This window comes from Anaerobutyricum soehngenii (genome assembly GCF_009697165.1).
GTDB classification, from domain to species: domain Bacteria; phylum Bacillota; class Clostridia; order Lachnospirales; family Lachnospiraceae; genus Anaerobutyricum; species Anaerobutyricum soehngenii.
Genome location: NZ_VULP01000003.1, coordinates 1 through 19,080, shown reverse-complemented (window position 1 = coordinate 19,080; position 19,080 = coordinate 1). Strand labels below are relative to the sequence as shown.

The window sequence follows — 19,080 nt, the reverse complement described above, 5'->3', positions numbered from 1 at the left end:
TCATGGCTTATAATTTAAAACAAACATTAAATAAAGAAGAACGTTTATCACCAGGCCATAGAATGTGTGCCGGATGTGGCGCTACCATCGCTGTACGAAATGTACTGCGCGGCCTTCACGAAGAAGACGAAGCCGTTATCACCTGTGCAACCGGATGCCTTGAAGTATCCTCCTTCATGTATCCATACACCGCATGGAAAGATTCTTTTATTCATAACGCTTTCGAAAATGCCGGAGCAACCTGCAGTGGAGTAGAAGCTGCCTATCGTGCTTTAAAGAAAAAAGGAAAAGTAAAAAACACTCATAAATTCATCACTTTCGGTGGTGACGGCGGTACATACGATATCGGATTCCAGTCTTTATCCGGTGCAATGGAACGAAATCATGATATGGTTTATGTTTGTTACGATAACGGTGCTTACATGAACACCGGTATCCAGCGTTCCTCTCCAACTCCAATGTACGCTGATACAACAACCACACCTGTTGGTTCCGAATCTGACGGAAAAGCACAAAACAGAAAAGATCTGACTCAGGTAATCGCCGCACATAATATTCCTTATGTTGCACAGACCACCTTTGTACAAAACTTTAAAGATCTGCACACAAAAGCAGAAAAAGCAATCTATACCGAGGGAGCCGCCTTCTTAAACGTTATGGCTCCATGCCCACGAGGCTGGCGCTACAACACCCCTGATATTCTTGAAATATGTCAGCTTGCAGTAGACACCTGCTTCTGGCCATTATTTGAAGTCATTGACGGTAAATGGATCGTAAACTACGTTCCAAAGAAAAAGCTCCCAATCGAAGACTTCTTACGTCCACAAGGAAGATTCAAACATTTATTCAAACCTGGAAAAGAAGAATTAATCACAAGAATCCAGGCAGAGGTTGATAGGAAATGGGAAGAACTTTTGGCAAGAGCTAACTACTAATTTGTAGATTTGGTGTAGACGAAAAAAGAAAAAACACTCTATCACATCTGCTCTGTAGTCGCTGTATTTAAGATGCTCATCCGCATCTTAAACACGCTCCGAAGCCGCATCTGGGATAGAGTGTTTTTTCTTTTTTCTGACTATCTAAATCTACAGTTAGTAAGAATGGGGATTCTAGATTTCTGGATAATCCCCTCTTCCCATCAGACTCCAATCCTAATTCCCATCTAGAGCCAAAGAACAGAAAAGCAGAAATTTTATATTAAACAGAATGTGATGTCGGAGCAAATAAAAATGCCGAGCAGGCATTTTCTATGAAGCGACTATCTTCACATTTTATTTAATATAAAATTTCTGCTTTTCGTCTCTTTCGTTTCTTTCGTTTCTTTCGTCCCTCAAACAAATTTACTTAAGCATGGAAGCTACCATCTGGTTTACAAGCTTACCGTCAGCTTTGCCCTTTACTTTTGGCATGAGGTCTTTCATAATCTTACCTCTGTCTTTACCAGTTGGTTCTGTAATTCCAAGTTCATCAAGTACAGACTGTATCGTTGCCTTAATCTCATCCTCACTCATCTGCTTTGGAGCAAATTCTTCATAAACAGCGATTCTCAGTTTACACTGGTCGATAATATCTGTACGGTCAGCAGGAGACATCTCAATCGTATCTTTGCACTGTTTGATTTCTTTTGCAATAATACTATTCTCTTCTGCCTCTGTTAAATCTTCTCTCTTATCAATTGCCTTTGCCTTTAAAGCTCCAAGAAGCATAGATAATGCATCTTTTCTTTCTTTATCTTTTGCTTTCATTGCGGCGTACATTGCGGTACGGACTTCTTCGATTTTACTCAACTTAAACCCTTCTTTCAAATAGTATAATCGTTATTCAAATAAAACTCTACTACTATTTCGAACCAAAATCAAGGGAAAATTCTTTAACTACTAATTTGAGGGACTAAAGAAACGAAAACCAGAAATTTAATAGAAAAGAAATTGTGAAGATAGTCGCTTCGCAGAAAATGCCTGTTCGGCATTTTTACTAGCTCCGACATCACATTTTCTTTTCTATTAAATTTTTGGTTTTCTGTTCTTTGGCTCCAGATGAAAATTAGTATTTAAATCTTGGATGGGAATAAGGGGATTGCCCAGAAGGCTATGGTTTTTATTAGAATGAACATTTCCAGAAAGGGATACTTTCTTACTCGATTGTATAAAAATTATATTTACCTACTCCTCACTTATGGAGAATTTTTCTCAGGTTAACTCTCATAATCTTCTGGGCAATCCCCTTCTCTTTCCAACAGAAATCACTAATTTGCTATTTGTTATCAAAACCAGACAGCCGCTGAAATAAACTTTTATGCTGAATTGTAAGAGAACTGCGATAACGAAAAAAGAATTGTTATAAGTATTGCATTTTGTGACTTTGCGCTGTGGAATTCTGACCATAGGAACTTGGGACTCGTTTTTCCCAAGTTCCTGTTTTCCTGGGCAGAATGGAATGTTTAGCGCAACGGAACAAAATCTAACTTATCACAATTCTTTTTTCTTTAGAAGACCAACTACAATTCAGCTCAATATCTTCTACTAAAGCGGCGTCTGTGTCCCCAGCAAATTATTATTTAATAACTAAGTTTACGATTCTTCCCGGTACATAGATTTCTTTGCGGATTGTTCCATTGACTTTATCCCCAAGTGCTTCTTTTGCTTTTGCGAGGATTTCGTCTTTATCTCCATCTGGATTGATGGCGATTGTACATTTAGTCTTTCCGTTAATCTGTACTGGAATTTCGATTTCATCGTCTTTCATAGCTTCCTCATCGTATTCTGGCCATGTTGCGTGGAATACAGAATCGGTATGTCCAAACTGTTCCCAGAGTTCTTCGGAAACGTGTGGAGCAAATGGTGCTAATAAGATAATGTATGTTTCTAATGTTTCTTTATCTACACCGCCTTTTTTCGACAGTTCCATCAGTTTATTGTTGTATTCCATAAATCCACTGATTACTGTATTTAAGCTGAAAGTATTCAGACGGTTTGTGATATCATGAACAAGTTTATGACGTACTTTGATTAATTCTGGTGTTGCTTTTACATCTTTATCTTTGTTATCAAGAGCAAGTTTCCAGAAACGTTTGAGGAAACGGTTTACACCTTCGATTCCTTTGTCATCCCATTCGGAATCAAGTTCTGGTGGTCCTACGAAGAGTTCATAAATTCTTAAGGAGTCACATCCGTAATCTCTTACAAGATCATCTGGGGATACGACATTTCCTTTGGATTTACTCATCTTGATACCGTTTTTACCAGTGATCATTCCCTGGTTGAAGAGCTTCTTGAATGGCTCATCAAAGTCGATTACTCCGATATCATTAAGGAACTTTGTATAGAATCTGGAGTATAACAGATGTAATACGGCATGTTCTACACCACCGATATACATATCGACCGGAAGGTATTTATCTGCTTTTTCTCTGTTTACTAATTCTTCATTATTCTTGCTGTCAATATAACGTAAGAAATACCAGGAAGATCCTGCCCACTGAGGCATGGTGTTTGTTTCTCTCTTCGCCGGAGCGCCACAGCATGGACATGTTGTATTTACCCATTCTGTAATGTCAGCAAGTGGAGATTCTCCTGTTCCGGTTGGCTGGTATTTTTCTACTTCTGGTAAAAGTAATGGAAGGTCTTCTTCTGGAACCGGTACTGCACCACACTTTGGACAGTGTACGATTGGAATTGGCTCACCCCAGTAACGCTGACGGCTGAATACCCAGTCACGAAGCTTGTAGTTTACTGTTTTCTTTCCGATTCCCATCTTCTCGATCATAAGAGGAGCTTCTTTTTTAAGTACAGAGGATTCCATTCCGTTCCACTCGCCGGAATTGATCATTGTTCCTGCTGCTTCGGTATAAGCTTCTGTCATATTTTCGATTTCTTTTCCGTCTTTGGCAATTACCTGAATAATCGGAATATTGAACTTTGTAGCGAACTCAAAGTCACGATCATCGTGAGCAGGTACGCACATGATCGCTCCAGTACCGTAATCAGCAAGTACATAATCGGATAACCAGATTGGTACTTTTGCTCCATTTAATGGGTTGATCGCATAAGAGCCTGTGAATACTCCTGTTTTTTCTTTATCCTGAAGACGGTCTACATTCGACTTCATAGAAGCGTTAAAGATATATTTCTCTACGTCTTCTCTTGTTTCATCTGTAGCAAGTTCTTTAGCCATGGCATGTTCTGGCGCTAATACCATAAATGTTGCTCCGTGAAGAGTATCTGGTCTTGTTGTGTATACGGTAATCTTTTCATCTTTTCCTTCTACAGGGAAATCTACTTCTGCACCGTAACTCTTACCGATCCATTCTGTCTGCATCTTTTTAACTTTTTCCGGCCAGTCAAGCTTATCAAGATCATTTAAAAGACGGTCTGCATACTTTGTAATACGAAGCATCCACTGTTTTAAGTTCTTCTTTGTTACTGGAGAACCACAACGCTCACAGCATCCGTCTACTACTTCTTCATTTGCAAGACCTGTCTTACAGGAAGGACACCAGTTAATCGGCATCTCTTTTTCATAAGCAAGACCTGCTTTGAACATTTTTACGAAAATCCACTGTGTCCATTTATAAAAGTTTGGATCTGTTGTATTTACTTCCATATCCCAGTCATAAATTGCAGCGATTTCATTGATCTGTCTTTTGATATTCTTAATGTTGGATGCTGTTGTAATCTTCGGGTGTGTTCCCATCTTGATCGCATAGTTCTCTGCTGGAAGTCCAAATGCATCCCATCCCATTGGATGAATCAGATAATATCCCTGAAGCATCTTGTAACGGCTCCATACATCACTGATTACATATCCTCTCCAATGTCCTACATGAAGTCCACTTCCTGATGGATATGGGAACATATCAAGACAATAATATTTCGGTTTCTTTCCATCATTTACGTTAATCGGGTTCTCTTCCCATTTCTGGCGCCATTTTTGCTCAACGGCTCTATGGTTATAAGGTTCTGCCATAGGTTTTTCCTCCTGCATCATAAAATATAATATAATTATATCCAATTCCTTTTGTTCTTATCTTAATCTTATCAAAAGGGTGGATGATAGTTAGCTACTTCTGTGTTTTTATCTGCGTACTGTCCTTTTCCGGTACTTTCACTTCTGTTGTTGTATTCACCGGCTTTTTGCCAACTTTAAACTTAAAATTCTTCGTTACGCTTACGGCTGTATATGGGTCTGTAATCGTACAGCTCACTTTATATGTCCCAGCCTTCTTTGTATTTACACTTCCTCTTACACTTAATGTTTCAAGTAAAGCGGAGGCGGATGCATACGGCGAACTTACATTTAATACATCTTTTATCTCAAATGTACTTCCGTAATCAATCGTTCTTTTTCCTTTTTTCTTTAATGTCAGCTTCGGACGATATGGATTGCGTGTATCCGGATCGGTTGGATCCCACCATGCTTTACGCTTTGTTGATACCTTTACTTTAGGGCGTGCCGGTTTCTTTAAGGTACGGCTCTCGCCTATAACAACCTTTGTTCCAATCCTGCAATTATCATATATCCACTTTGCATCAGTAACAGCCAGGCGGATACATCCTGCCGATGCCTGCACCCCTAACTTATTATATTCCTTCGTGGATACCTTACTCTTATTCACACTATAATACGGTACAGAATGGAATAAATAAGGACCATGTATTCTTGTACTGTACTGTCCATATACACCATGTATCAATGCACGCCACTTATACTTTGCTGTTGTGTTATATGTACCACTTATCGTTCTGTAATTCTTTCCTGTAGAACAATACATTGCTTTTACAAGCTTACCAGTTCTTGAATCTGTTACATTCACGAGATTTGTCTTTCGATTTACATAAATAGTATATTTACTTGCAGCCTGCGCATCAATCGTATTAAATCGAAAGAATGCAAATGCAAACATAAGCATCGCTGTCAGTAAAAGTATTCTTTTTTGCTTGTTTCTTTGCTTCATCTCTTCTCCTTCCTCTCATTATGAAATCTTTCTATTCAGGTAAGTACGCAAAACTCCATTTTTATTATATAATCTTTCTGGTTTTTGTAAAGAAGAAGTTTGTAAATTTGTAAATTTGCCCTGTACGTTCTTCTATGTTATAATACAAAACATAGCAAATATATGTTTTATCTCAGTCGAGAAGACTCCCACCTCTTTCAGGTGGTGAGTAACAGCAAATTTGTCTCAGTGGGAGTCCAATCTCCGACTGAGATAAACGCTCCGCGAGGATGCGCAGTGATTCTGTAAAGAATATGTCAGCTTACGCTGACCAGAATCACGCGCCAAGTCTCGCAGCGGCTCGACTTGAAATGTTAAAGGAGGCTCACTATGATTGAATTTAACCATTTTAATTTTAATGTTTTAGACCTTGAAAAAAGTATTGCTTTTTATAAGGAAGCAATCGGTCTTTCCGTTGTCCGCGAAAAAGATTCCAGTGATGGCAGTTTCAAAATCGTCTATCTCGGTGACGGTCGAACAGGCTTCAATCTGGAACTTACATGGATGAGAGACAGAAAGGAACCTTATAACCTTGGCGATGAAGAATTCCATCTTGCATTTAAAACAGATGACTATGATGCATTCCACAAGAAGCATGAAGAGATGGGCTGTATCTGCTACGAAAACCCTTCTATGGGAATTTACTTTATTAATGACCCTGACGGATACTGGATCGAAATTGTTCCTGTAAGATAGGAGTTTCATCCGATAATAGGATATACTTATGAATTATAATGAACCATCTATAAAAAAGAAAAGAGAAGAAGTATTCTCCAAAAAGAAGCGAAAGCAAACTACTGCTTCTGCAATTGTTTTTCGAATTGTTTTGATTTTGATCTGCGCTGTAATCGTCAGTGGATCCGGTTTACTATACGGCTCCTTTCGAGGAATCATTGACAGTGCACCAAAAGACTTTTCTCTCGCACCGAAGTATTCTGCCACCATTGTTTACGATGATGACAATAAACAAGTGCAGCAGCTTTCTGATTATTCTTCTAACAGAATTCCTGTTGCCTATGAACAGATTCCCGATAATTTAAAAAATGCATTTATCTCTATTGAGGATGAACGTTTTTACGAGCATGATGGCATTGATTTCAAGGGAATCCTTCGTGCTTTGTGGACAGATATCCGAAAAGGATCTACTTCACAGGGTGCTAGTACTCTTACCCAGCAGCTCATTAAGAATAATGTATTTGAAGCTGGCGGAGAAACTAATATTATCGCAAAAGTAAAGAGAAAGATTCAGGAACAATATCTTGCTATAATCGCTGAGAAAAAATACAACAAAGAAGATATTCTGACTAATTACCTAAACACAATTAATCTTGGTAAGGGAAATCTTGGAGTGGAAGCCGCTTCAAAGTATTATTTTGGCAAGTCTGTAAATGAACTTACGTTGTCAGAATGTGCTGTATTAGCTGGCATCACAAAGAATCCAACTTTCTTAAACCCTGTTGATTATCCGGAAGATAATGATGCCAGACGTAAACTGATCTTGAAAAAAATGTACCAGTTAAACTACATTTCAGATACGGAGTACCAATCTGCTCTTGAAGATAAAGTATATGCAAGAATTGCGAATAAAACAGCACAAGGACGAAAGAATTCTGTATATTCCTATTTTACAGATGCTGTAATCACTAAAGTAGTTTCTGATCTACAGGAACAAAAAGGATATACACAGTCTCAGGCTTATCAGCTTGTTTATCGTGGAGGACTTCGTATTTATTCCACGCAAAATACCAAGCTGCAAAAGATTGCGGATTCTGTAATTAACAATCCTGATAATTATCCGGTAGACACAAAGTTTTCCCTGGAGTATAAGCTTCAAGTTACACATGAAGACGGTACTACCAGTACTTATACAGAATCTAATGTAGCTGCCTATTTCCGTAAGAAGAAAAAGGATCCAGGTTATAAAACAATTTATAATTCAAAAAAAGAAATGAAGGCTGCCGTAAAGACATTTAGAAAGTCTGTCATAAAAAAAGGGGATGCAAAGAAGTCGCAATCCATACACTATTCTATGGAACCGCAGCTTTCTTATTCTTTAATTGACCAGAAAACCGGTCAGGTAAAAGTTCTCGTAGGGGGACGTGGTCAGAAACAAGATGATCTTGCCTTAAACAGGGCAACTTCTGTAAAGCGCCAGCCAGGATCTACTTTTAAGATTTTATCGACGTATGCCCCTGGCATTGATACCGGAAGTATGACACTCGCAACCGTATTTGATGATGCACCTTACCGCTATGAAAATGGTCAGAAAGTTACAAACTATGTATCTACCAGCTATAAGGGACTCACAACACTTCGTGATGCCATTATCGATTCTAATAATATTGTGGCTGTAAAGGCAATCACAGCTCTTACCCCACAGGTTGGATTTGACTTTCTTCAAAAGCTTGGATTTACAACGTTAGTAAATAATCGTGTAAATACAAATGGTGCTTATGAAAGTGATGTGAACCAGTCACTCTCTCTTGGAGGAATCACCGATGGCGTAACTAATGTTGAACTGACTGCTGCCTATGCTACAATTGCTAATCAGGGAACTTATAACAAACCTGTTCTTTACACTACAGTAAAAGACAGTAATGGTAATGTTCTCCTCAGTAATAAAACTTCTTCCCGAAAGGTAATGAAAAAGTCAACTGCATGGCTTCTTACAAATGCCATGGAAGATGTTATAAAGAAGGGAACCGGCAGGGAGGCGCAGCTTGATTCTGATATGGCAGTTGCTGGAAAGACCGGTACTACATCTAATAACTACGATTACTGGTTTTGTGGATATACCCCTTACTACACAGCTTCTGTGTGGACCGGGTACGACTACAACACTTCGTTTGATAATGATAAAGATTATCATAAAGTAATCTGGAAGAAGATTATGGACCGTATCATCAAAGAAACGAAACAGTCTGCAAAAAGCTTTCCTGCATGCAAAAGCATTAAAAAGGCTTCTATCTGTATGAAATCAGGTAAAAAGCCTCTTCCTGATATATGTGCAAAGGATCCTCAAAAATCTATGGTTCGTACAGAATACTTTGCACCCGGCACTGTACCAAAAGACAGTTGTGATGCACATATTGCTGTCACCTTCTGTTCTAAATCTCATTTAGTTGCACAGAAGTTCTGTCCTGAAAAGTTCCGATATACTAAAGTCTTCCGCGTGAGACCAAAACATTCTACCGGTAAAACAGAGGATGAACCTTACTTCCTGAATATTGATATCAACAAGAAGAAATGTAATATCCATACCAATGAATGGTATTTAAAGAAGCAGGAAAAGAAAAAGAAAAAACAGGAAGATAAATTAAAAAAACAGCAGGAACAGCAGAATAACAATAATATCACTACTCCAGATGATATAAGTAACCAGATTAAAAAAATACTTAATCAATAATTTCACAACATTCCAGAATACCTTGGTATTCTTGCTTTAAGATGCGTGTCAAACAGCGCAAAAAAATATCCTATCCGGTATCTTTGTTGTCCGGATAGGATATTTTTTTATTCTTTCAACATTTTTATTTTCATTTTTTCCAACAAAATATCTCTTTTTTTACTACTCGATTTTTCACTTAAAAAGTTAAACTTGAATTAGTTTTGAAAATCCTTTTTTTGGTTTGTTCCGTATTGGTATTCCTTTCCTGTAAACAATATAATTATATTATGTATTTCGTATGATGATACATTGACACAGGAAAACCAATTAACCAAATGTACTCTCGGAATCTTTTTGTGCTTGATTTTGTGAGAAAAACTCCAAGAGTACATACAAATTTAAAGGAGGATGAATTTATGTTAGCAAAAGGTTTTTCAAAACCAACTGATCGAGTTGAACGTCTTAGAAGTATGATTGTTAATGCTGTTCCTTGTATCGAAGCAGAACGAGCTGTACTGATTACAGAGTCTTACAAGGCAACCGAAGGTCTTCCAATGATCATGCGCCGCGCAAAAGCATTGGAAAATATTTTAAATAATTTAACTGTTACCATTCGAGATGACGAACTTGTTGTTGGTACTCTTACAAAAGCGGTTCGTTCCTGCCAGCTTTTCCCTGAAAACTCTTACAAATGGGTTATGGATGAATTCGATACAATCGAAACCAGAATGGCTGATCCATTTAAAATTTCAGAAGAAGACAAGGCTACTTTAAGGGAAGTACTTCCGTACTGGGAAGATAAAACGATCAGTGACCTTGCTTCCAGCTATATGTCCGAAAAAACACAGGAATGTATTGCTAATGGTATCTTTACCGTAGGTAACTATTTCTTTGGTGGTGTTGGTCATATTATCATTGATTACGATAAAGCCATCCGTCGTGGTTATAAGGCAATTATTCAGGATGCTGTAGAAGCGCTGAAAAGCTTTGATTGTAACGACCCTGAATTCATTCAGAAAACACAGTTCTGTAAAGCTGTTATCACTGTATTATCTGCTGCTATCAACTTTGCAAAACGTTATTCTGATAAAGCCAGAGAAATGGCTGCTGTTGAAACAAATCCAACAAGAAAGGCAGAATTACTTCAGATTGCCGCTAACTGTGAAAATGTTCCTGCAAATGGCGCTACAAACTTCTATGAAGCATGTCAGTCCTTCATTATCACACAGATGATCCTTCAGGTAGAATCCAGTGGACATTCTGAATCTCCGGGACGTTTTGACCAGTATATGTACCCATATCTTGAAAAAGATCTTGCAAATGGTTCTATTACTAAAGATTTTGCTCAGGAACTGTTAGACTGTGTATTCGTAAAATTAAATGATCTTAATAAAGTACGTGACCAGATTTCTGCACAGGCATTTGCCGGATTCCAGGTATTTCAGAATATCGGTGCTGGTGGACAAACTGAAGATGGTATGGATGCAACAAATGAATTATCTTACATGATGATGGAAACAGTTGCTCACCTTCGTCTTAGCGCACCATCTTTCTCAATTCGTGTATGGCAGGGAACTCCGGATGAATTCCTTTATCGTGCATGCGAACTTGCCAGACTTGGCTATGGACTTCCAGCTATGTATAATGATGAAGTTATTATTCCTGCACTTACAAACCGCGGAATCTCCCTTCATGATGCACGTGGTTATGGTCTGATCGGCTGTGTAGAACCTTCTGTTCCTGGAAAAGAACAGGGCTGGCATGATGCGGCTTTCGTAAATGTTGCTAAGATTCTCGAGATTACTATTCATAATGGTAAAGTTGGCGATCTTCAGATTGGACCTAAGACAGGTGAAGTTGATACATTTAATACTTTAGAAGACTTCATGGAGGCCTTCCAGAAACAGATCGAATATTTTGTATACTACGTGGCTGAAGCTGATAACTGTGTAGACTATGCACATATGGAACGTGGCGAACTCCCATTCCTTTCAAGCTTTGTTGCAAATTGTATCTCTGACGCGAAAGGTATTTGTGCCGGTGGTGCAAAATACAACTTTACCGGTCCTCAGGCATTTGGTGTTGCCGATAGTGGAGACTCTGTGTACGCAATTAAAAAGCACGTCTTTGACAATAAAGACATCACGTTTGCTGAGTTAAAAGAAGCTATGGATGCCAACTTCGGTTATCCTGTAGATAGTGATACTGCTCCTTGCTCTGCATCCGCTGAAACAGATATCGAAAAAGACTTATATGACCAGATTTGTAAGATTCTTGGAAAAGAAGGTATCAGTTTTAGTAAACAGTCTACTGCTGCCGTTGCTCCTGCTGTATGCAGCAACAATGAAAAATACGAACGTATTCGTGCTATGATGGATGCAACAGAATGTTTTGGTAATGATATTGACGAAGTTGATATGATTGCAAGACGTTGTGCACAAATTTACTGCTATGAAGTTGAAAAATACAGAAATCCTCGTGGCGGTCAGTTCCAGGCTGGTATCTATCCTGTATCTGCTAATGTATTATTTGGTAAAGATGTCGGTGCTCTTCCTGATGGTCGTCTTGCTAAAAAGCCTCTGGCTGACGGTTGTTCCCCAAGAGCCGGTAAAGACGTAAAGGGACCTACTGCTGCCGCTGCTTCTGTTGCAAAACTTGACCACGAAGTTGCTTCTAACGGTACTCTTTATAACCAGAAGTTCCTTCCTTCCGCAGTTGCCGGAGATCAGGGATTAATGAACTTTGCTGCTGTTATCCGAAGCTACTTTGATAAGAAGGGAATGCACGTTCAGTTCAACGTTGTAGACAAAGAAACTCTTCTTGATGCACAGGCACATCCAGAAAACTATAAAGATTTAGTTGTACGTGTTGCCGGCTACAGCGCAATGTTTACTGAGCTTGCAAAAGAAGTTCAGGATGATATTATCAGCAGAACAGAACAGCATTTCTAAATTTTAATCAACACGAACTGAGTAAACAAACATAAAAATTTAATTTCAAAAATTATTTTAGAAACTTATTGATTTTTAATTTATAATCCTTTTGCATCATAAATTTTCCGGGGCTGTCACAGGAGGTCTTATCCTATCCTCTTACTGTGACAACCCCTTTGAGTATTTTAGAAAGGAGATTGCATTGCATACCGAAAAAGATTTACTTGCCAACAATGATGAAGAAAACAGAGACAATTTTGACACCGATGTTGGCATACTTGAATTATTTGGAAAAGAGACATTAGAAAACTTACAATCCATTATTGCTAAAGTTACTGGATTGGGTCTCGTTACTGCTGATTTTCGTGGTGAACCACTCACTACTATGACTTCTTTTACCCCTTTTTGCAAGTTTACAAGAGAAAGAGGAAATAACGGGAAACTATGTAATCTTTCAGATGCGTTTGGTATTGTCCGCTCTGCGATTACCCGAAAATACTGCATCTATTTTTGTCCATGCGGATTAATGGAAGTTGCCATTCCCATTATTGTTCATGGAAAGTTCTTAGGCGGCTTTCTTTCCGGACAGGTAAGATGCAACGATGCCCCCGATGATATTCCTCGCTTTTCCGGTCTTATTCATCCAGAATACCTTGAAGAAGATCAGACAAAGATTAATGAATATTTCCAGCAGCTTCCTGTCTATGAATATGAAAAGTTTTCAAATATTGCTGAACTTATTTATCAGATGATAAACCAGCTTGCTGAAAGTCAACTACCCACGACCTAAAGGTCATGGGCTTGTAACTGCCCAGTCGTACTAACGGATTACACCTCCGACCTTTAATCCCCGATAGATATTGCTATCTAAAGTGGCGTTACATCATAGGGTGGCTGACAGCACCCTTTACAGACAAGACATGCTCATCTGTAACTGTATCAGGTACTAAACTTCCCATGCTATACAGTAAAAAAATCTTTTACGGTTAAGATTTTACGCAATACACGAATTTCGTATTGCAACCTCATATCTTGTCAATGTACAAAAGAGTGTCTTTAATGAGCAGCACATCTAACGGTTTTCTCTTTAAGAACTGCTACGGCTATTGTAGCATATTGGGTAACAGTTAACAAGGCTCCTCCCACCACCTAAAGGTAGTGGGTTTCCGCCTATGGCAAACGAAAGGATTTTATTTATGAAGATGCGCTCACTTATTCAATTACGATAAAAAAGAATATAGATATGTTACGGATACCTTCCCATATCCTTTTTCCTTTTTTAGACCGGGCTGCATCATTGATCACAGTAAATACCGGACATCTTGACATTGCTATTTGTATCTCCTATGAGAACGGCTACATAATTATTGATATCGTATCTGATTTTAATCCGGAGCATACAGAAGACAATCCTGCTTCTTCTTTCAAAAATTTTCCGGATAACACAACCTTCCACTCTCTGATCAAAAATATCCGCCAGAGACTTCACAGTATTTTTGGTAATGATTATGAGATCAAGGAAAGCTATCAGGATAATTCTAAAATCCATGATATAATTAAACTGCCAATATCTCACGAGGAAAGGATTATGTAATGTATAATGTATTAATTGTAGATGATGACACATTAATGAGAGATACGTTACGTGCTATGATTTCACGTTTTAAAAATTTTCAGATTATAGGAGAAGCAGCTAGTGGCTCTGAGGCTTTCTCTATCTGCCGCCATTATCCTGTACATCTGATTTTTATGGATATTATCATGCCCGGAATTACGGGGATCGAAGCCAGTAAAAAAATAAAAGAAGTTTCTCCACAAACAGAAATATGTATTCTTTCTGCTTATTCGGATTTTCACTTTGCTAAAGAAGCAATGGAACTGCATATAAAGAAATACTTTTCCAAACCGGTATCCATTCTTGATATTAATCATTATTTGGAGAATTTTTCTCTTTCTTCTTTTGAAAGTATCTGTCCTCATCTCTCTCTAGCTTTAGAATTGATGAATTCTCAGAATTTTTCAAAAACTTATACCGGACTTTCTGATATTATCAACAAGATTTATTCCAATCAGAATACAAACATAGAATCCCTGAAAAAAACTTTTATCGAAATTGGACAGGGACTCTTAGACTCTCTTGAATATGCCAGCCCACACAATGAAGTCACCGATTTATTTCCTTTACCTGATACCTGGTTGATCAATCAGGAAATTATGAAAATATGGCTTTTTAAGATAGCAGATTATATTTATCAGCAAAAAAGCATACGGCGTTACAGTATTCTAGAAGGTGTCTTCCTTTTTATCGAACAACATATTAAAGAAAAAATCTCTTTAGTACAGATTACAGAAGGAAGTATGATAAGCCAGGGATATCTTAGCCGTATTTTTCGTGATCAGTTTGGCATTAGTATGATGGAGTATATCCGTCTTCGTAAAATTCAAATGGTTAAAATCAACTTTATTTTTACTACTCATAATACCTCCGATGTGGCTTTCATGCTCGGCTTTAATGAGAGCAGCTATCTTCAGAAAGTCTTTCAGAAGGTAGAGGGAATTTCTATTCAGGAATTTAAAAACCGACTAAAATAATCAATATCCTGCGATAGTTCATATCCCTCTGCTGCTGCTACTTTTTCATTTTAGGCTGGAAAATAAGTGCTGCCAGATAAGAAAAAATCAATGCAGAACTCGTACCGGCAGCGGCGGCTTTTAATCCTCCTTTAAATAAACCAATGGTCCCTTCCTCTTTTACTGCCTCTATCACACCTTTGGACAGGTTATATCCAAATCCGGACAGCGGAACACTTGCTCCGCATCCTGCCCATTTTATTAAAGGCTCATAGATGCCTGCCGCCCCAAGGATTACTCCTGTTATTACGAGTAACACCATTACTCTTCCCGGCATTAACTTTGTATGCTCCAAAAAGATCTGTACTAATGTGCAGATAATTCCTCCTACTCCAAACGCTTTTACATATATCATTTTTTCTCCTTTCCGGATTCCAGCCATACTGCATGTGCAATCGCCGGAATTGTCCGTCCTTCATTCGCAGAAACCTGAGACAGTAACGCTCCTGTTGGAACAAAAAGAACTTTTTTCCATTCTCCACTGGCTATTTTAGGTAAAATCACTGCTGATAACATCAGCGCAGAGCAGGCACACCCGCTGCCACCTGCGTGTGTATCCTGACTGCCTGCATCAAAAATCTGCATTCCACAGTCCATATGGTTTTTCTTAATATCTTTATGATTTTCATCAAGAAGTTCAAATAACAACTTCTGACCTACACTTCCTAAATCTCCCGTAATAATCTGATCAAAATCTTCTGGTTTCATCTCAAAATCCAACAGACTCTGATAAATAGTATCTGCTGCAGCCGGAGCCATACACGCTCCCATATTAAATGGGTCCTGCACACCGTAATCTTTAATCTTCCCTGTTGTTATCCCCCGAATCTGTACGTCACCTTTTTGTGTATTCAGTAAAAAAGCTCCTGCTCCGGTCACCGTCCAGGTCGCACTGTACGGCCGCTGACTTCCATATCCAAGAGGAAAACGAAACTCTTTTTCCGCACTGGCGAAATGACTGGAACAACCGGTCAATACCAAATCTGCGAATCCTCCATTTACCGTCATCGCACCAATAGATAAGGCTGCCCCTATACTAGAACAGGCTCCATACACTCCGTAATAAGGGATTCCCAGTTCAGCAATTCCAAAAGAGGAAGCAATGAGCTGTCCTAATAAATCCCCACAAAAGGCCATTCTTACATCTTCTTTTTTCTTTTTTCCTTTTCGAATAGCAATTTCACCTGCTGTTTTCAAAAAACTGCTTTCACTCTCTTCCCAGTTTTCTTTTCCAAACATCGGGTCATCTACAATTAAATCTAAATGTTTCCCTATGGGTCCTTCCCCTTCTTTTTTTCCGCCCACACACGCATGACTCATTATTTTCACCGGTTCTTGAAATAAAACACTCTGTTTTCCTTTCATTTGCAGCATATAATACCACCTCTCCATAGAAATTTCAGGAATAGTATTTTCCCTTTTCCATAAATTTATGTATGATATTTTCATTAGAAAAACAAAAAAACGGAATAAAGTATCGTCATAATTATACGTTTCCTATACTTTATCCCGTTTCATCTGTTTTTCTTAATTAATAATCCACTTTAATCAGACATAATCCCTGTGGAGGAGCTGTCGGTCCGGCCATCTGCCGGTTCTTTGCCTCAAGTATGTCCGGAATCTGTTCTGGTTTTATCTTTCCTTTTCCTACTTCTAAAAGTGTTCCAACAAGAATCCGCACCATATTTTGAAGGAAACCTGTTCCATGAAAATCAAAGTAAATAAAACTTCCCTTTCTCGTAATTTCGATTTTGTCAACAACTCGTACTGTTGACTTCTTCATCCGAGGATTTCCACAAAAACTTTTATAATCATGTTTTCCTTCAAGATAGGCTGCCGCCTGCTGCATCTTTTCTAAATCTGGTCTTTTTTCTAAAATCGTTACATACTTTCTCTGGAATACCGGTTTTACCGGACCATCATAACAAGTGTAACGATACAACTTACCAACCGCTTTATATCTTGCATGAAATCGTTCGGATGCCTCTTTCACTTCCTTTACCGCAATATCACCCGGAAGATAGCGATTCATATAATCACGAATTTCATCTGGTGTCCGTTCCCTGCCGCCTCTTTCCTTATCTGCTGCATCAAATACTGCATTCGCAACCATTCCTCTTGCATGCACTCCTGCATCCGTTCTTCCGGCACCAAGTACATCTATGAATTCTCCACACATTTTCGTTAATACATTTTCCAGTTTTCCCTGTATCGTATCTCTGTCCGGCTGGTGCTCCCATCCATAATACCTGCTGCCATCATAGCATATTGTTAATTTATAATTCTTTTTCACTATGTACCTCTTCTTTCTTTTTGCCTGACTCCAGGCTTTTCTCTATTTTACCTGTCTCATTATTTATATCTCAGTCTACACCAAATCAAAATATATCGTTGATAAAATAATATCTACCTCTTGTTTCATACCGGTAAAAAGGTTACTTCCATTCAGACTAATCTCTTCTTCCTGATGATATTCTTTACTATAATCAAAGTCCGATGCCGTAACATTCTTTTCGCCTGTCAGCATCTTGTAACTTGTTCTCTCCATCTTATTTACACGTTCTTCTTCCTGCCTTTGTAACTGTTTGATAAATTGACAGGCTTCTTCAAAAAAGATTGTTTCTTCGTCTGCTGCACTTTCTTCTTTTGTGTTCTGCTCAATCTTCTCTGTTATTTTGCTTAGCATCTTTTTCCCCAGGATATTTGGTGAAGAGATTACTGCCAATATTCCAAGCAGCCTTGCCATACGTTCATTATTCATATCGTACTGATTCTTCATCAAAAACATATACCACTGAATCGCCTTGGCTACTTCTGCCGGTCCTCCGTCAGCAATCATAATACTTCCTGTAAGCGCTTCTACACACTTTTGGTCTGTATATAAATTCCTTACTCCCTCTTCTAAAATTGTAAGACGCATAGAAAGTTCTTCTATACCATAATAGGATGCTGCTAATACTGCACCACTTATCATATCCTTCCGACTTTCCATTATTTTTTTAAGTCTTCGTAATAATGGGCCGATGGTCTCATCGGGCTTACCTGTAAAATACGCTGCTACAAGAAACAACGCATCCCCTTCCCTAAATCCTTCCCTGAGCATTTCCTCATAATTATCAAATACTTTTTGGTGTAACTCCTTCTTCAAATCCATCGATAGGATAATTTTTTCTAAATGTTCTTTCCCTGTCATTTCATTCTCCAAATGTTTATCTCAGTCGAGAAGACTCCCACCTCTTTCAGATGGTGAGTGACAGCAAATTTGTCTCAGTGGGAGTCCAATCTCCGACTGAGATAAACGCTCCGCGAGGATGCGCAGTGATTCTGTAAAGAATATGTCAGCTTACGCTGACCAGAATCACGCGCCAAGTCTCGCGGCTGCTCGACTTGAAATTCAGGGAATCTTTTTCCCTGTTATTTTCAGAATTACGGTAGTCTAGTTAGCTACGGAGTAATTCGTGGCATCAAGTTAGGGGCAAAATATCTTTTGACCCTAATATCATTATATATTACTGGGAATTACTTTGCAAAATATTTTATCTAGAAAAGAGCCAATAGATTACTCCTACTACCCAGCTGCTAAATACACCATATAAAATAACAGGTCCTGCTATTGTAAAAATCTTTACGCCGATTCCAAAAACCTGTCCTTCTTTTTGATATTCAATCGCTGGTGAGGCAACCGAGTTCGCAAATCCTGTAATTGGAACTAACGTTCCAGCCCCACACCATTTTGCCAGTGGCTCATACACTTGAAACCCAGTAAGAATCACACTCAAAAATACCAGGCAGATACTGACTACAATATAGGAATTTTCCTCATTTACTCCCACTTTATTATATGCAATCTGACGTATGATTTCCCCCAGAACACAGATGGCACCTCCTGATACAAATGCATGCCAGCAATTTGAAAAGGAGCTAAACTTTGGTGTTAACTGCTTCACTCTTTTGGCATACTCCTGATTTGTAAGTTCCTTTTTCATATATTTCCTCCCCTTTAAAGCTCGGTAGTGTCAAAAACTACCCTTTTTTATTGTTCTAAAACGTTTAAAAACCTTGATTTATCGGAGGTTTGCAAATAAAAAGAGCATTACCCCCTTAAATGAAGTATAATGAGTTCACCACAAACACCA

General features: G+C 38.5%; 15 protein-coding genes. 7 read left to right on the top strand and 8 right to left on the bottom strand.

The features are described 5' to 3' along the window. Positions 1–2 precede the first annotated feature (2 nt). The gene (locus tag FYJ25_RS02435; RefSeq protein WP_154580451.1) at positions 3–935 is read left to right on the top strand and encodes a thiamine pyrophosphate-dependent enzyme; all 933 of its coding nucleotides are present in this window, start codon (positions 3–5) and stop codon (positions 933–935) included. A gap of 405 nt (positions 936–1,340) precedes the next feature. Here the strand turns inward: FYJ25_RS02435 and FYJ25_RS02430 are convergent, their stop codons facing one another. The 3 genes from FYJ25_RS02430 to FYJ25_RS02420 form a co-directional block, all read right to left on the bottom strand. Next, positions 1,341–1,787, bottom strand: coding sequence for a GatB/YqeY domain-containing protein (locus FYJ25_RS02430; protein ID WP_021907052.1), 447 nt, complete (start codon positions 1,785–1,787; stop codon positions 1,341–1,343). 766 nt (positions 1,788–2,553) lie between these two features. Next, a complete protein-coding gene (gene leuS, locus FYJ25_RS02425; protein ID WP_096240932.1) occupies positions 2,554–4,965 on the bottom strand; it encodes a leucine--tRNA ligase in 2,412 nt (803 codons plus the stop codon). Between the two features lie 94 nt (positions 4,966–5,059). After that, positions 5,060–5,953, bottom strand: a complete 894-nt coding sequence (locus tag FYJ25_RS02420) for a L,D-transpeptidase (protein WP_154580450.1) — start codon at positions 5,951–5,953, stop codon at positions 5,060–5,062. A 369-nt stretch (positions 5,954–6,322) separates the two neighbouring features. On the opposite strand from FYJ25_RS02420, the gene FYJ25_RS02415 reads away from it, so the two are divergent. The 6 genes from FYJ25_RS02415 (at position 6,323) to FYJ25_RS02390 (ending at position 14,905) form a co-directional block, all read left to right on the top strand. Then, complete coding sequence (locus tag FYJ25_RS02415; RefSeq protein ID WP_021906320.1) at positions 6,323–6,688, top strand: VOC family protein; 366 nt, start codon at positions 6,323–6,325, stop codon at positions 6,686–6,688. A 28-nt stretch (positions 6,689–6,716) separates the two neighbouring features. Continuing rightward, positions 6,717–9,398 carry a transglycosylase domain-containing protein gene (locus FYJ25_RS02410; protein WP_154580449.1) on the top strand — a complete coding sequence of 894 codons (2,682 nt, stop codon included), beginning with the start codon at positions 6,717–6,719 and terminating at the stop codon, positions 9,396–9,398. Between the two features lie 398 nt (positions 9,399–9,796). Next, a complete protein-coding gene (locus FYJ25_RS02405) occupies positions 9,797–12,331 on the top strand; it encodes a glycyl radical protein (RefSeq protein ID WP_154580448.1) in 2,535 nt (844 codons plus the stop codon). A gap of 184 nt (positions 12,332–12,515) precedes the next feature. Further along, positions 12,516–13,103: a PocR ligand-binding domain-containing protein gene (locus FYJ25_RS02400; RefSeq protein WP_167513759.1), complete on the top strand. Its 588-nt coding sequence runs from the start codon at positions 12,516–12,518 to the stop codon at positions 13,101–13,103. A 453-nt stretch (positions 13,104–13,556) separates the two neighbouring features. Next, positions 13,557–13,907: a hypothetical protein gene (locus FYJ25_RS02395; protein ID WP_154580446.1), complete on the top strand. Its 351-nt coding sequence runs from the start codon at positions 13,557–13,559 to the stop codon at positions 13,905–13,907. Beyond that, positions 13,907–14,905 (top strand): response regulator transcription factor, encoded by a 999-nt coding sequence (locus FYJ25_RS02390; RefSeq protein ID WP_154580445.1) that lies wholly within the window; start codon positions 13,907–13,909, stop codon positions 14,903–14,905. The genes FYJ25_RS02395 and FYJ25_RS02390 overlap by 1 nt, the downstream gene beginning before the upstream one ends. Before the next feature lie 37 nt (positions 14,906–14,942). On the opposite strand, the gene FYJ25_RS02385 is transcribed toward FYJ25_RS02390, so the two are convergent. From FYJ25_RS02385 to FYJ25_RS02365, 5 genes are all read right to left on the bottom strand, one after another. Further along, the gene (locus FYJ25_RS02385; RefSeq protein ID WP_154580444.1) at positions 14,943–15,299 is read right to left on the bottom strand and encodes a SpoVA/SpoVAEb family sporulation membrane protein; all 357 of its coding nucleotides are present in this window, start codon (positions 15,297–15,299) and stop codon (positions 14,943–14,945) included. Beyond that, positions 15,296–16,318, bottom strand: coding sequence for a stage V sporulation protein AD (locus FYJ25_RS02380; RefSeq protein WP_021906317.1), 1,023 nt, complete (start codon positions 16,316–16,318; stop codon positions 15,296–15,298). Before FYJ25_RS02380 ends, FYJ25_RS02385 begins: the two co-directional genes overlap by 4 nt. A gap of 157 nt (positions 16,319–16,475) precedes the next feature. Next, positions 16,476–17,237 (bottom strand): tRNA pseudouridine(38-40) synthase TruA, encoded by a 762-nt coding sequence (gene truA, locus FYJ25_RS02375; RefSeq protein ID WP_330578232.1) that lies wholly within the window; start codon positions 17,235–17,237, stop codon positions 16,476–16,478. A gap of 75 nt (positions 17,238–17,312) precedes the next feature. Next, entirely contained in the window at positions 17,313–18,137 is an 825-nt protein-coding gene (locus FYJ25_RS02370) for a hypothetical protein (protein WP_154580443.1), read from the bottom strand. 343 nt (positions 18,138–18,480) lie between these two features. Next, complete coding sequence (locus FYJ25_RS02365; RefSeq protein WP_021906314.1) at positions 18,481–18,930, bottom strand: SpoVA/SpoVAEb family sporulation membrane protein; 450 nt, start codon at positions 18,928–18,930, stop codon at positions 18,481–18,483. Positions 18,931–19,080: the final 150 nt, after the last annotated feature.

Bases quoted from the DNA above. Each gene is read 5' to 3' on its own strand.
- FYJ25_RS02435 (WP_154580451.1), top strand. From the start codon at position 3: ATGGCTTATAATTTAAAACAAACATTAAATAAAGAAGAACGTTTATCA.
- FYJ25_RS02415 (WP_021906320.1), top strand. From the start codon at position 6,323: ATGATTGAATTTAACCATTTTAATTTTAATGTTTTAGACCTTGAAAAA.
- FYJ25_RS02370 (WP_154580443.1), bottom strand. From the start codon at position 18,137: ATGACAGGGAAAGAACATTTAGAAAAAATTATCCTATCGATGGATTTG.
- FYJ25_RS02365 (WP_021906314.1), bottom strand. From the start codon at position 18,930: ATGAAAAAGGAACTTACAAATCAGGAGTATGCCAAAAGAGTGAAGCAG.
- FYJ25_RS02420 (WP_154580450.1), bottom strand. From the start codon at position 5,953: ATGAAGCAAAGAAACAAGCAAAAAAGAATACTTTTACTGACAGCGATG.
- FYJ25_RS02380 (WP_021906317.1), bottom strand. From the start codon at position 16,318: ATGCTGCAAATGAAAGGAAAACAGAGTGTTTTATTTCAAGAACCGGTG.
- FYJ25_RS02390 (WP_154580445.1), top strand. From the start codon at position 13,907: ATGTATAATGTATTAATTGTAGATGATGACACATTAATGAGAGATACG.
- FYJ25_RS02410 (WP_154580449.1), top strand. From the start codon at position 6,717: ATGAATTATAATGAACCATCTATAAAAAAGAAAAGAGAAGAAGTATTC.
- FYJ25_RS02395 (WP_154580446.1), top strand. From the start codon at position 13,557: ATGTTACGGATACCTTCCCATATCCTTTTTCCTTTTTTAGACCGGGCT.
- FYJ25_RS02405 (WP_154580448.1), top strand. From the start codon at position 9,797: ATGTTAGCAAAAGGTTTTTCAAAACCAACTGATCGAGTTGAACGTCTT.
- leuS (WP_096240932.1), bottom strand. From the start codon at position 4,965: ATGGCAGAACCTTATAACCATAGAGCCGTTGAGCAAAAATGGCGCCAG.
- FYJ25_RS02385 (WP_154580444.1), bottom strand. From the start codon at position 15,299: ATGATATATGTAAAAGCGTTTGGAGTAGGAGGAATTATCTGCACATTA.